The organism is Amycolatopsis sp. NPDC045836 (assembly GCF_056431745.1).
In genome coordinates this window covers 259,240-272,766 of the sequence record NZ_JBWKKF010000009.1, presented here as the reverse complement: position 1 = coordinate 272,766, position 13,527 = coordinate 259,240, and the positions used below count along the sequence as shown (strand labels likewise).

The following is a 13,527-nucleotide window of genomic DNA, read 5'->3' as shown; positions in this document are numbered from 1 at the left end:
GAAGCCGTCCGCACACCCCCCATCAGGCTGTTCCTCGCCGGGCGGCGAACTCGACCACCTGCTGGTAGGTGGGCCGGTTCTGGGTGCTGATCTTGTCCTGGGTGATGCCGCCGAGCGGCCGGTGGATCAGCGAGTCGGCGCACCACTGGTCGCCCGCGGCGCAGTCGGCGTCGCCCGGGTAGACCTCGTTGATCGGCTGGGCGGCGGCCTGCTTCACGGTGTTCAGCAGGATCGCCCGGCACGCCGCCACGTCCCCGCCACCGCAGTACTCGGCGCCGAGCGGGCCAGCCACCTGGTCCCCGAGCACCGCACGGAGGTCCTTGTGCACGTAACCCCACCAGCCCGACTGGTACGCCGAACCCTGGTGCCCCTGCCCGACGTGCTTGCCCGGCACCTCGTTCTGCCAGCCGGACGGTGACTCGTTGATCTTGAGCACGCCCGTCATCGCGTTGAACGCCGGTGTGCCGAGCCCCGGTTCGAACTGGGCGCGCACCAGCAGCGGCCACCAGGCGTCCATGATCTTGATGGCGTCCGCGTCGGCGTAGGTCTTGCTGCCGGGGCTGGTCGTCGCCCGCAGCGCGCCCCGGCCGAGCCAGTCCTTCAGCTTGGTGACCGCGGCCGCGGCGGCCGGATCGGTGACCGGCGCGCTTTCGACCACCCGCAGCAGCTGCGGCAGGACCTTCTCCGCCCGCAGGTCGGCCAGCCCCGCCTCGGCCATCGCCTGGGTCAGGTTCACCCTGGTCACCTTGGTGCCGCTGTCGATCAGCCCGCGGACCCGGCGGTCGAGCAGATCACCCCGGTGCACCGCCGACTTCTCGTACCCGCTGGCCGCGTAGTCCCTGGCCTGCGCGTTGTTCCAGCTGATGTAGTAGTCCTGGTTGATCGAGTTCGGGTGCTGCTCGAACGGCGTGTAGTCGGCCCGGTTGGTGGCCGCGTTCCAGTTGCGCCACTCCAGCCCGGCGCCCGCCTTGATCGGCATGCTCGGATCTGCCGCCGGGTGGCGCACCGGGTTCGCGCCCGAGTTGTAGTAGGCGGTGTCGTTCGCGTCGGCGTAGAACCAGTTGAACGTGTAGTTGATGTGCGAAGCCGCGCGCTGGAAGTCGGCGGCGGACTTCACCGCGTCCGGATCGTTGAACTCCTGGAACCCGATCAGCGCGTCGACCTCGTGGAAGTAGCTGGTGCGCAATGCCGCGTAGGCGACCGGCTTGCCGTCGACGATCGCCCGGTGCGTCACCGGCCCGTACTTCGTGCGGAAGGCGCGCAGCGTGTACGAACCGGCCGGGGTGCCGTCGGCGATGGTCGGCTTCCACGAGTTCTTCCGCTCGATGACCTCCATCGGCGTGCACTGGCCGCCGAACAGGTAGGCGTTGGACTCCTTGGTGGCCGGTGCCCCCGAGGGATCGCACAGCTCCAGCGCGTAGGTGTCGATGATGTCCTGGTTGGCGCTGGTCGCGCTCCACGAGTAGTCCTGGCCGCGGCCGAGCAGCACGTACAGGCTGACGCCGGCGAACGAGGCACCGCGCGCGCTGATCCCGGGGCCCTGCAGTTCCTGCAGCATCAGCAGCTGCGGGGCGAAGTAGCTGGTCTGCGGGCCGAACACGGCGACCGGGTGCCCGCTGGCGGTGTGCTGCCCCGACACCACCAGCGCGTTCGACATGCCGTGCTTCTCGCTGAGCAGGTCGCCGGGGAGCACCCCGTCGGCGTACATGTCGCGGGCCGGTTCCAGTTCGGCGGGCGCGGGGGTGCGCACCGGGGCGCCCTTGCCGCCCACCTCGTCGAAGACCGTCTGTTGTGGACTGACCGAACCCGGCTGCGGCATCGCCACGCCCTGCGGGTTCGCCGGGGTCTTGCCGTACGGGAAGCTCTGGCCGTCGTGCAGCGTGTAGACGGTCTCGGGATCGTTCTCCGACCGCAGGCTCCGCCAGACCTTCTCGCCTTCCTCGACGCCGTAGCGCTCCTGGATGGCCAGCTTGGCGATCGCGGCTTCGACCTCACCGCCGCCACCGCCGCCGAACTGCGCGCCGACCACCGACGACAGCACCACCATGTCGGTCAGCTTGAACGGCTCGATCTTGCCCGCGTTGGTGATCGCGTCGATATGCCCGGTCAGCACGTACTCACCGGGGAAGTAGCGGCCGCTGTGGGAATCGCTGATGTACTTGTTGATCCCCTCGACGTACGCGGTCGCGTCGGCGAAGCCCTGCGCGCCACGCGGTCCGGAGTTCTTCACCTCGTCGATCTGGCGTTGCAGCTCTTCTTCGGTGTACGGCGCGCTGGCGAAGAACTGGCGCTCCAGCGCGCGGTTGCCTTCGGCACCACCGGCGAACGACGACAGCTGCCCGCGGCCGACGCGGCGCATCACGTCCATCAGCCACAGCCGGTCCTGCGCCGCGGCGTACCCGGCGCCGAACTCGGTCCCCGAGCGCGTGGTGCCGGTGATGTGCGGGACGCCGGTCGCCTTGTCGCGCACGATGGTCACGTCGGAACGCGGTTTGATGGTGCTCTCCACCTGTCCCGGCGGTACGCCGAAGGAGGCGTCGTTGAAGAACTCGCTGATCGTCTCGGTGGTCAGGCCGCGGTAGTTCGCGCCGAGGTCGGCGTACTTGCCGAGCTGGTCGGCGGCGTGCGCCGGCCGGGTGCCGAGCAGCTTGTGCGCCAGGATGCCGGCGAGCGTGGCGTTGCCGTTCTGCCCCGGCGGCAGGATGTCCGCGCACTGGTTGCCGCAGTAGTCGATCGGCGGTGCCTGGGCCACCGCCAGCTGTGGTGGCACGACCACCAGGGCCGCGGCGAGCGCCCCCAGTCCGATGAACGTCCCGATGCGTCGGCGCATGCCACCGGCTCCCTTCGACGGTGTGACGTGCGACACCGTACGCACGCGGAGGGTTGTTTGTGAATACCTCTCACGTTTTGTCGTCCCGACGGAGTATCGCCACCCCCGGCGAACGGCCGGGGCATCGCCTACGGTGGGTCACTCGTGCAACGAACAGGGAGGAACGCGGTATGGCACTGGAGAAGCCCGAGGTCGACGCCCCGGAGGGACCTCCGCCCGCCGAGCTGACGGTGGTCGACCTCACCGAGGGCGACGGTCCCCAGGCGCAGGCCGGGAGCACGGTCTCCGTGCACTACGTCGGGGTCGCCCACTCCACCGGTGAGGAGTTCGACGCCTCGTGGAACCGCGGGCAGACGCTGGACTTCCCGCTCGGCGCCGGTTACGTCATCCCCGGCTGGGACCAGGGCGTGGCCGGGATGAAGGTGGGCGGGCGCCGCCACCTGACCATTCCGCCGCACCTGGCTTACGGCGACCGCGGGGCGGGCGACAAGATCAAGCCGGGCGAGACCCTCGTCTTCGTCGTCGACCTGGTCGGCGTCCGCTAGAAAACCCCCGGCAGCGGTCAGCGGCGCGGTAGGGTTCCCGACCGTGCTGCTGACCGAGTTCTGCACCCGGTTGCCCGAGTTGCGCCGCCTGCTGCGGGGGTCGCGGCGGGCGGAGTTCGAGCGGACCGTGCTGGCCGCGCGCAACGGCGAACCGGTGGACGAGCAGCTGGAGAAGCTCGGTGTCGGTTCGGGGATCCGGGCGCGGGTGACCGAGGTGCACGGTCCCTCGGCCGGGGTCACCGGCGCCTACCTCTGCCCCGGTGGCAAGTGCGCCAGGGTGGTCTACCGCGGGGCCGGCGAGGACCTGCCCACCTGCCCGCTGTTCGAGCGGGACCTGCGGTTCGTGGCGGACGGGTGAGCGCCACCACGCTGGTCACCGAGTTCGGCAAGCAGACCGCCGAGCGCTGGCTCGCCCTGCTCGCGCTGCCGGGACTGGTGTTCACCGGCTTCGCCGCCATCGCCGTGCTGCTCGGCCAGGAGCGCTGGTCGGACTTCCGCGAGGCCGGCACCCGGCTGGCGGCGTGGCCGGCCGGTGAGGGCACGCTGCTGGTGGTGCTCCTGGTGGTGGCCGCCGCGGCAGCAGCGGGATACCTCGCCCGCGCACTCGGCGGTGGTGTGGAGAACCTGTGCACCGGGCAGTGGTCGCGGCTGGGCGAACCGCTCGCCACCTCGTTGACCGCCCGGCGGCGGCAGCGGTGGGACCGGCTGAACGACGGTGAGCACAACGAGCAGCGCAACCGGCTCGCGCTGAGCCCGCCGATCCGCCCGACCTGGATCGGCGACCGGCTGAGCGCGCCCGCGGTCCGCATCCGGCAGGACTACGGCCTCGACCTGGTCAGCACCTGGCCGCGGCTCTGGCTGCTGCTGCCGGAGACCATGCGTGAACCGCTGTCCGCCGCCCGCACCCGGCTCGACGCGGCGTTCGGCCTCGGCGGCTGGGCGGTGCTGTACCTGGCGCTCGGCTTCCGGTGGTGGCCGTCGGCGGTGGTCGGTGCCGGACTGGTGCTGGTCAGCCGGCGGCAGGCCCGCTCCGCCGCGGCCGGGTACGCCGACCTCGTCGAATCCGCCGTCGACGTGCGGCGCGACGAACTGGTCCGGCACTTCGCCCCGACCCCGGAAATCGGCCGCTTGCAGGGCTTGGACCTGACCGAACGGTTCCGCAAGGGCACCTGAGCCCCTCCGGGTGACGGACCTTGTCGACGGCGGGATCCCGCAGTACCTTCGGTGCGTCGCATGTGACAACGACGATCGGACTGTCACAGATGCGGACGAGGGGGCCACACACATGACTTCAGCGAACTGGGTGCTGCCGGGGTTCACCGAACTGGCGCGGCTCGGGGAGGGTTCGTTCGGCCGCGTCGTGCTGGCGCGGCACGAACAGAGCGGCACCGAGGTGGCGATCAAGTACCTGTTCCCGCGGTACCTGGGCGACCCGGAGCACGTCGCGCGGTTCCGCGAGGAAGCGCGGCAGGCAGCCAGGGTGATCAGCCCGCACGTGGCGAAGCTGCACGAGTTCGTCGAAACGCCGGAAGGCGCGGCGATCGTGATGGAGGCCGTGCCGGGGGTGTCGCTGAAGGCGGTGCTGGCCGAAGGACCGCTCGAACCGGAAGCCGCGCTCGCCGTGTTGAAGGGCTCGCTGCTCGGCCTGGCCGCCGCGCACGCGGTCGGCACCGTGCACCGCGACTACAAACCGGACAACGTGCTGGTGGGCGCGGACCGCCAGAGCAAGCTGGTCGACTTCGGACTGGCCGTGCTGGCCGGGTCCACCGGCGTCCCGGCGGGCACGCCCGCGTACATGGCCCCGGAGCAGTGGTCGTACTCCACCGCCACGCCGTCCACCGACGTCTACGCGGCCACCTGCGTTTTCTTCCAGTGCGTCACCGGGGAACGGCCGTACGCCGCCGACGATTCGACCGTGCTGCGCGATCTGCACGAGTACGCGCCGATCCCGTTCGGCCAGGCACCGGAACCCGTGCGCGAGCTGGTTCGCCGTGGCATGGCCAAGAAACCCGAGCAGCGACCGGCGAACGCCGCCGAGTTCGTGTCCGAAGTGGAGCGAGCGGCACGCGCGGGTTACGGCGACGACTGGGAAAACCGGGGCCTGGCCCGGCTGGCCCGGCGAGCCGCCGCCGTGCTGGCGCTGTCCCCGGTGGCGATGCTCGCGGCCGCCGCGCACCTCGCGCCCGCGACCGGCGCGGCGGCGGGCAGCGGCACCGCGGCTTCGATCGGCGCGGGTGCCGGAAAGGCCGTTCTCGGTGGCACCACGGCAAAGGTGGTCGTGGGCGTGGCCACGCTCGCGGTGCTGGCGGGCGCGGGCGCCGCGGTCGTCATCGCCAACCAGGACGACCCACCCCCGCAGGCACCGCCACCGATCGCCGCCCCCGCGCAGACCGGCCCGGCGTTCCGCATCCAGCCGGCCGTCCGGGAGGTGCCCGGCACCACGATCTCGGTGCCGGTCCAGCACGGGCAGGTGACCGGACTGCCGAACCCGGACGTGGAGCGGAAGGTCAACGAAGCGCTGCGGGAGCCGGACTCCCGGTTCGGCGGCTACCTGATCAACGCGAGCGACCCGAGCGGTGCCGCGGGCACGGCGGAGTTCCGGATGCGGGGACCGCGATTGGTCTCGCTGCGGCACGACTTCACCTCGTCGACCGGCCAGTTCCCCGTGCCGTCGATGTCGATCACCGTCGACCTGGAAACCGGGGACATCATCGAGGTCTCCGACTTCCTCGACGACGTCGGCGATTCCGGGGCGGAACGGCTGTACGACCGGGTGTCCGCGCGCCTGGCCGACTGCCCGGCCGCGGAACCGTTCACCGCCGACAGCTTCCGCGCGGTGCGCAGCGCACCCCCGCAGGTCCAGCCGATCGCCACCGCGGACGGGCTCGACCTGATGCTGGTGCTCGGCCCGCCCTGCGGTACGCGTGAAGTGGTCGTGCCCTACGCCGAACTGGCCGACCTGCTGAACCCGGAGTTCGCCGCGAAACTGCCGCCGGGCACAGTGCCGACCACCCAGGCACCACCACCGCCTTCGGACTCGGTGCCGCACTCACCGGAGGGCGCGGCGATGGTGCTCGACCGCTACTTCCACGCCGTGGGCGCGAAGAACACCGAGGTGGTCTGCGAAATCAGCGAACCGGCCTGGGACGCCGATGCGGGCGACTGCACCGAGTTGTTCCAGGTCCTCTTCGACCACCTGACCCCGCAGGAGCTGACCAAGGCCAAGGCCGCGAAAACCGACCCCGGCAAGCTCCGCCGCGAAACCGCGGACCGCATCGTCGCCCCTCCGTCGGCCCTGGTCCCCATCACCGGCATCGACACCACCGGCGGCTTCACCCTCGAATGGCGCCACCACACCTGGCAAATCGTCGACTGACCCCGCCCCTATGACCCTCCCCACACCCAGCTCCGGCCGCAGGTAACAGAGAAGCCCACACGCACCAAGCCCAGCCAAAGGGAAGAGGAGCACACCGCTGGCCCGAGCCCAAGCGCACCCATACAAAACAGCTGGTCCATCCCCACGCACCTCCAGCAAGCAGCTGGCCAGACCCCAGGTGTCCAGCGAAGCCGCTGGTTCAGGCCCACGCGCCCAGCGCCCGCCCAGCCGAGGAGCACGCACCGCGGGGATTTGGGGGCTCGGCCCCCAAGAAAAACAAGGACAACGGGAAAGGGCCCCTCCGCGAGGCGGAGGGGCCCTGAACAGCGTGGGCGAGGAGGGAGTTGAACCCTCACGTCCTTTCGGACACACGGACCTGAACCGTGCGCGTCTGCCATTCCGCCACTCGCCCGAGTGCTTCACTGCGACAGCGAGAGCAGCCTATCAGGCCCCCGGAGGCGGTTTCACCGGGGGCCGTGTAGAACCGCCCGTACCCGGATAGGATCGATGCGGAAGCACAGCCGCGTGAGGGGAGGGTTTGCCCGGTGGGCCGCGCTAAGCGTTTCGATCGGCGCCTCGAGGGCCTGGTAGGCAACACCTTCGCGCGCATGTTCGGTGGCAATGTCGTCACTCAGGAAGTGGCGCAGGCACTGGAGCGTGAGAGTGAGGACAACGTTCGTGAGCTGGCCGGTGGCCGTGAGCTCGCGCCCAACCACTACATCGTGTCGCTGGGCCCGACCGACCACGACCGGATGGCCGGTGACGAACAGCGCGTCACCCGCGTGCTCGCCGAAGCGGTGGCGGAGCACCTCGCCGAGCAGGGGTGGGACACCTATGGTGACGTCGTAGTTTCGCTCGAGCGCAGCGAGGCGCTGCATACTGGACAGTTCAAGACACGCTCGTCCGTCGATCCCGATGTCAAGGCCAGCGAGATCACCGCCCCCGGCACCGGGAGTCCTGGACGGTCAGCACCACCCAGCAACGCAGGAGACCCAGCAATGAGTCAGCCCCCCGGCTACGGCCAATACGACCAGGGTGACCCGTACGGCCAGCAGGGCCAGTACGGCTACGGACAGCAGGGCCAGCCCGGTTACGACCAGGCCGGCTACGGCGGCCAGCAGGGCGGCTACGACCAAGGTGGCTACGGCGGCGGCCAGCCCGGCTACGACCAGGGCGGTTACGGCGGTGGCCAGCCCGGCTACGACCAGGGCGGTTACGGCGGCCAGCAGCCGGGTTACGACCAAGGCGGTTACGGCGGTGGCCAGCCCGGCTACGACCAGGGCGGTTACGGCGGCGGTCAGCCCGGCTACGACCAGGGCGGCTACGGCGGCGGTCAGCCGGGTTACGACCAGGGCGGTCAGCCCGGCTACGACCAGGGCGGTTACGGCGGTGGCCAGCCCGGCTACGACCAGGGCGGCTACGGCGGCGGCCAGCCGGGCTACGACCAGTACGGCGGCGGCCAGCAACAGCAGCAGCCGTACGGCCAGCCCGCCGCGCCGGACCCGTACGCGCAGGCCGGTTACCAGCCGCCCGCCACGCAGAGCCCCAACCGCCAGCTCGCCGCGAGCCTGCAGCTGGACGACGGTTCGAACCGGACCTACTCCCTCAAGCAGGGCGGCAACGTGGTCGGGCGCGGGCAGGACGCCGACTTCCGGCTGCCCGACACCGGCGTTTCCCGGCGCCACCTGGAGATCACCTGGGACGGCCAGAGCGCCACGCTGGCCGACATCGGGTCCACCAACGGCACCACGGTCAACGGCACCCCGGTGCAGACCTGGCAGCTGGCCGACGGCGACGTGATCAGGGTCGGTCACTCGTCGCTGGTGTTCCGCACCCAGGGCTGACTTCCGCCCCGTCCGAGCGCTCCCGCAGAATGAGGGTCCGCGGGAGCGTTGCGACGTACCGTCGTCGCTGCAAGAAGCCGCATGAGGAGCTGACACACAAGGTGCCAGAGCTGGTCGTCCAACTGACCAGGGTGGGATTTCTCGTCCTGCTCTGGCTGTTCGTGCTGGCCGCGCTGCGGGTGGTCCGCTCCGATCTGTACGCGGCGTCGGGCCTGCGCGTGGCGTTGCCGAGCCTGCGGCGGAACAAGGAGAAGAAGCCACCGCGTGGCGGGAAGGTGCCCCGGCAGATGGTCGTCACGCACGGTGCGCTGGCCGGCACGCGGATCTCCCTGGACGGCCGCCCGATCCTGATCGGGCGGGCCGACGACTCCACGCTGGTGCTCGACGACGACTACGCCTCCACCCGGCACGCCCGCCTGTCCCTGCGTGGAGAAGACTGGTACGTGGAAGATCTGGGCTCGACGAACGGGACCTACCTGGACCGGGCTAAGGTCACAGCACCCCTCCGAGTACCTCTCGGCGTCCCCATCCGGATCGGCAAGACGGTGATCGAGCTTCGCCCATGACCCTCGTCCTCCGCTACGCGGCCCGCAGCGACCGTGGCCTGGTGCGATCCAACAACCAGGACTCCGTCTACGCCGGCCCCCGCCTGCTCGCCCTGGCCGACGGCATGGGCGGGCACGCCGCCGGTGAAGTGGCCAGCAAGGTCGTCATCGCCTCACTGGCCCCGCTCGACGACGACGAACCCGGTGACGACCTGCTCTCGCAACTGCGTGACGCGGTCGCCGCCGGCAACGGCGCGATCGCCGAACTCGTCGCCAACGACCCCGACCTCGACGGCATGGGCACCACGCTGACCGCGGTGCTGTTCTCCGGTTCGCGGCTGGGCCTGGTGCACGTCGGCGACTCCCGCGCCTACCTGCTGCGCGACGGGCAGTTCACCCAGATCACCCGTGACGACAGCTTCGTCAACGAACTGCTGGAGCAGGGCCGCATCACCGAGGAGGAGGCGGCCACCCACCCGCAGCGCTCGCTGCTGCTCAAGGCGCTGACCGGGCACGAGGTGGAACCGAGCCTGACCGTGCGCGAAGCCCGCGCCGGCGACCGCTACCTGGTCTGCTCCGACGGGCTGTCCGGCATGGTCAGCGACGAGACCATGGCCGAGGCCATGCGCATCCCGGACCCGCAGGACTGCGCGGACCGGATGATCGAGCTGGCGCTCAAGGGCGGCGGCACGGACAACGTCACGGTGATCATCGCCGATGTGGTGGACGTCGACTACGGCGAGAACGCGCCGATCGTCGGCGGGGCCGCCGGTGACGGCAGTGACGACTACAACCACCAGGGCGATTCCCCCGCCGCGCGGGCCAGGGCGCTGACCGCGCCCCCGCCCCAGCCGCGGCGCCAGGACTCCCCGCCCCCACCCGATCCCAAGGCCAAGCGCCGGAAGCTGTTCCGCGTCTTCGGCGTGCTGATCCTGGTGCTGATCGTGCTCGCCGCGGGCACCATCGCCACCAGGTACTGGGTGCTGAGCCAGTACTACGTCGGCGCGGGCGCGAACGACGAGGTGGTCATCTACCAGGGCGTTTCCGGCAGCGTGCTGGGCCTGGACCTGCAGGAGCAGGTGGAGGACTCGTGTGCGCCCGGCGCCAACCTGTGCGACCGGCTGCTGCTGTCCGACCTGCAGGAAGCGCCCCGCGAGGACGTGCGCAACGGGGTCAGGATGGACAGCCTGCCCGCGGCGCGGGACTACATCGACTCGCTGTGGGACAAGCGGCTGCCGATCTGCCCCGAGCCCCCGAGCCAGGGCGGCGGCATCCCGGGTGAGGTCCCGGGTTCCGGTGGTGGCCTGATCGGCGGCTTCGGCGCGCAGCAGCAGACCCCGGTGCAACCGCCGCCGTCGGCGCCTTCCTCGGCTCCTCCGGTCGAGCCGTCCTCCGTGCCGGTCGACCCGCCGAGTCCGGATCGCCCGGGGGTGGACTGCCGGCTCGCCACGGGCGGCGTCCGCTGATGGCCCAGCCCACCTCCGATCCCGCCGGTCAGTACGTCACCAATCCCCCGCGTGAGCTGCCGACCCGGCGTGGGACGGAACTGGCCATGCTCGGCTTCGCCGCGTTCATCGTGACCGCGGCGTTCATGCTGGTGGAGGCGAACCAGGAGCAGGAGCTCAGCTTCGCCATCCTCTGGTACGGCCTGGCGTACATGGCGATCTTCACCGTGGCGCACCTCGCCGTGCGCAAGTGGGCGCCCTACGCGGACCCGCTGATCCTGCCGTGCGTGGCCCTGCTCAACGGCCTCGGCCTGGTGATGATCTACCGGATCGACCTGGCCCTGACCGAACGGGCGCTCCAGCTCGGCCGCGAGTTCTCGCCGAACGCGCCGAAGCAGGTGATGTGGACGGTCGTCGCGCTGGGGTTGTTCCTGGCCGTGCTGCTGCTGGTCAAGGACCACCGCACGCTGACCCGCTACGCCTACACCTTCGGCCTGGTCGGCATCATCGCGCTGGCCCTGCCCGCGGTGCTGCCCAGTTCGATGTCCGAGGTCAACGGCGCGAAGGTGTGGATCCGGTTCGGGTTCGCGCAGATCCAGCCGGGTGAGTTCGCGAAGATCCTGCTGATGGTCTTCTTCTCCTCGTTCCTGGTGCAGAAGCGCGACCTGTTCATGGCCGCGGGCAAGCGGGTGCTCGGCGTCGAACTGCCGAGGGCGCGCGACCTCGGGCCGATCCTGATCGCCGCGGTGGCCTGCCTCGGCATCCTGGTCTTCGAAAAGGACCTCGGCACCTCGCTGCTGTTCTTCGGCGTGGTCCTGATGATGTTGTACGTGGCCACCGAGCGGGTCATCTGGGTGGTGCTGGGCCTCGGCCTGTTCTTCGGCGGCTGCCTCATCGCCTTCCAGCTCTTCACGCACGTGCAGCAGCGGGTGGCGAACTGGATGGACCCGCTGGCCACCTACGACGACCCGGGTGGCGGTTACCAGATCGCCCAGGGCCTGTTCGGCCTCGGCACCGGCGGGGTCGGCGGCACCGGCCTCGGGGCCGGGCGCCCGGAGATGGTGCCCGAGTCGAGCACCGACTTCATCACCGCCGCGATCGGCGAGGAGCTCGGCTTCATCGGGCTCTGCGCGCTCCTGATGGTCTACTTGATCCTGGCGATGCGCGGCATGCGCAGCGCGCTGGCGGTGCGCGACACCTTCGGCAAGCTGCTCGGCGGCGGCCTGTCCTTCGCCATCGTGATGCAGTTGTTCGTCATCGTCGGCGGGGTCACCAAGCTGATCCCGATGACCGGTATCACCACGCCGTTCCTGTCCTACGGTGGTTCGTCGCTGCTGGCGAACTACATCCTGATCGCGTTGCTGCTGCGCATCTCCGACGCCGCCCGCCGCCCGCAGACCAGTGCGAAGCCGCGCCCGCAGCAGCAGGCGCCGCTGGCCGAAGCCCATACGGTGATGGTGGAGCGCCCGAAATGAACACACCACTGCGCCGCGTCGGCGTGACCATGCTCGTGATGCTGCTGCTGTTGCTGGTGAACGCCACCTACGTGCAGTTCATCAAGGCCGACGACTACCGCACCGACAGCCGCAACGCGCGGGTGCTGCTCGACGAGTACTCCCGCCAGCGCGGCAAGATCATCGCGGCGGCCAACGGCCAGGTGCTGGCCGGGATCGAGCCGACCAACGACAAGTACAAGTTCCTCCGCACCTACCCCGGCGGCGCGATGTACGCCCCGGTCACCGGCTTCTACTCGATCCGGTACGGCGCGGGCGGCATGGAGCGCGCCCAGGACGAGGTGCTCAACGGCTCCGACCCGCGGTTGTTCGTGCGGCGGCTGTCGGACATGGTCACCGGGCGCGACCCGCGGGGCGGGAACGTGGCGCTGACCATCAACCCCGACGTGCAGAAGGCCGCCTACGAAGGCATGTCGAAGAAGGGGTACACCGGCGCGCTGGTGGCGCTGGACCCGAAGACCGGCGAGATCCTGGCCATGGTCTCCACCCCGTCCTACGACCCGAGCGGCCTGGCCTCGCACGACGGCAAGGAGCAGGAGAAGGTCTGGTCGGAGCTGGACGCCGACAAGTCCAAGCCGATGCTGAACCGGGCGATCTCGGAGACCTACCCGCCCGGCTCGACGTTCAAGATCGTCACCACCGCGGCCGCGCTCGAAGACGGCATGAAGGCCGACAGCCAGGTCACCACCGCCGCCAACGTCAAGCTGCCCGGCACCAACGCCGACCTGGAGAACTTCGGCGGCGCCACCTGCCAGGGCAGCACGCTCAAGGACGCGCTGGCCTACTCGTGCAACACCGCGTTCGCCGAGATCGCCGGTGGCCTCGGCAAGGACAAGCTGACCGAGACCGCGGAGAAGTTCGGCATCGGCCAGACCGATCTGACCGTGCCGATGCGGGTGGCCCCGTCCGGCCTCGGCGACCTGGCGGGCAAGCCGCAGCTGTACCAGAGCGGCATCGGCCAGCGCGACGTCCGGCTGACCCCGCTGCAGGTGGCGCTGCTGTCCGCGGGCGTGGCCAACGGCGGCACGGTGATGAAGCCGCAGCTGATCAAGTCGCTGCTGGCGCAGGACCTCTCGGAGATGGAGAAGATCAGTCCGGAGGAGCTGACCGGCGACCCGGCGATGTCCGCGGGCAACGCCGCGGTGCTGAAGGACATGATGCTGGCGTCGGAGGCCAATACCAAGGGTGGCGGCAAGAACGACGCGCTGCAGATCGCCTCGAAGACCGGCACCGCCGAGCACGGCACCGATCCGAAGGCCACCCCGCCGCACGCCTGGTACACCGCCTTCGCCCCGGCCGACGACCCGAAGATCGCGCTCGCGGTGATCGTCGAGTCCGGTGGTGACCGCGGCCTGGCCGCGACCGGTGGCACGGTGGCCGCGGAGATCGGCCGCGCCGCCATCGCCGCCGCGCTCGGGGGTGGATGAG

General features: G+C 70.5%; 10 protein-coding genes and 1 tRNA gene. 9 read left to right on the top strand and 2 right to left on the bottom strand.

Annotated features, from left to right (window positions below; all coding sequences use genetic code 11):
• Positions 1–22: 22 nt before the first annotated feature.
• Positions 23–2,830, bottom strand: a complete 2,808-nt coding sequence (locus tag AC07EG_RS19910; RefSeq protein WP_478254594.1) for a penicillin acylase family protein — start codon at positions 2,828–2,830, stop codon at positions 23–25.
• Between the two features lie 170 nt (positions 2,831–3,000).
• Between AC07EG_RS19910 and AC07EG_RS19905 the strand changes: the two genes are divergently transcribed.
• The 4 genes from AC07EG_RS19905 (at position 3,001) to AC07EG_RS19890 (ending at position 6,751) form a co-directional block, all read left to right on the top strand.
• The gene (locus tag AC07EG_RS19905) at positions 3,001–3,375 is read left to right on the top strand and encodes an FKBP-type peptidyl-prolyl cis-trans isomerase (protein WP_478254593.1); all 375 of its coding nucleotides are present in this window, start codon (positions 3,001–3,003) and stop codon (positions 3,373–3,375) included.
• A 43-nt stretch (positions 3,376–3,418) separates the two neighbouring features.
• Complete coding sequence (locus tag AC07EG_RS19900; RefSeq protein WP_478254592.1) at positions 3,419–3,733, top strand: hypothetical protein; 315 nt, start codon at positions 3,419–3,421, stop codon at positions 3,731–3,733.
• Entirely contained in the window at positions 3,730–4,548 is an 819-nt protein-coding gene (locus tag AC07EG_RS19895; RefSeq protein ID WP_478254591.1) for a hypothetical protein, read from the top strand. The genes AC07EG_RS19900 and AC07EG_RS19895 overlap by 4 nt, the downstream gene beginning before the upstream one ends.
• Positions 4,549–4,660: 112 nt before the next feature.
• Entirely contained in the window at positions 4,661–6,751 is a 2,091-nt protein-coding gene (locus tag AC07EG_RS19890; RefSeq protein ID WP_478254590.1) for a serine/threonine-protein kinase, read from the top strand.
• 329 nt (positions 6,752–7,080) lie between these two features.
• Here the strand turns inward: AC07EG_RS19890 and AC07EG_RS19885 are convergent.
• Positions 7,081–7,163: transfer RNA gene (locus tag AC07EG_RS19885), tRNA-Leu, on the bottom strand.
• Positions 7,164–7,296: 133 nt separating this feature from the next.
• Here AC07EG_RS19885 and AC07EG_RS19880 point away from each other — a divergent pair.
• The 5 genes from AC07EG_RS19880 (at position 7,297) to AC07EG_RS19860 (ending at position 13,526) form a co-directional block, all read left to right on the top strand.
• On the top strand, positions 7,297–8,595 hold the full coding sequence (locus tag AC07EG_RS19880) for a DUF3662 and FHA domain-containing protein (protein ID WP_478254589.1): 1,299 nt from the start codon (positions 7,297–7,299) through the stop codon (positions 8,593–8,595).
• Between the two features lie 101 nt (positions 8,596–8,696).
• Positions 8,697–9,161 carry an FHA domain-containing protein FhaB/FipA gene (locus AC07EG_RS19875; protein ID WP_478254588.1) on the top strand — a complete coding sequence of 155 codons (465 nt, stop codon included), beginning with the start codon at positions 8,697–8,699 and terminating at the stop codon, positions 9,159–9,161.
• Positions 9,158–10,606 (top strand): PP2C family protein-serine/threonine phosphatase, encoded by a 1,449-nt coding sequence (locus tag AC07EG_RS19870; RefSeq protein ID WP_478254587.1) that lies wholly within the window; start codon positions 9,158–9,160, stop codon positions 10,604–10,606. Before AC07EG_RS19875 ends, AC07EG_RS19870 begins: the two co-directional genes overlap by 4 nt.
• Entirely contained in the window at positions 10,606–12,060 is a 1,455-nt protein-coding gene (locus tag AC07EG_RS19865) for an FtsW/RodA/SpoVE family cell cycle protein (RefSeq protein WP_478254586.1), read from the top strand. Before AC07EG_RS19870 ends, AC07EG_RS19865 begins: the two co-directional genes overlap by 1 nt.
• Positions 12,057–13,526 (top strand): penicillin-binding transpeptidase domain-containing protein, encoded by a 1,470-nt coding sequence (locus tag AC07EG_RS19860; RefSeq protein WP_478254585.1) that lies wholly within the window; start codon positions 12,057–12,059, stop codon positions 13,524–13,526. The genes AC07EG_RS19865 and AC07EG_RS19860 overlap by 4 nt, the downstream gene beginning before the upstream one ends.
• Position 13,527 lies beyond the last annotated feature (1 nt).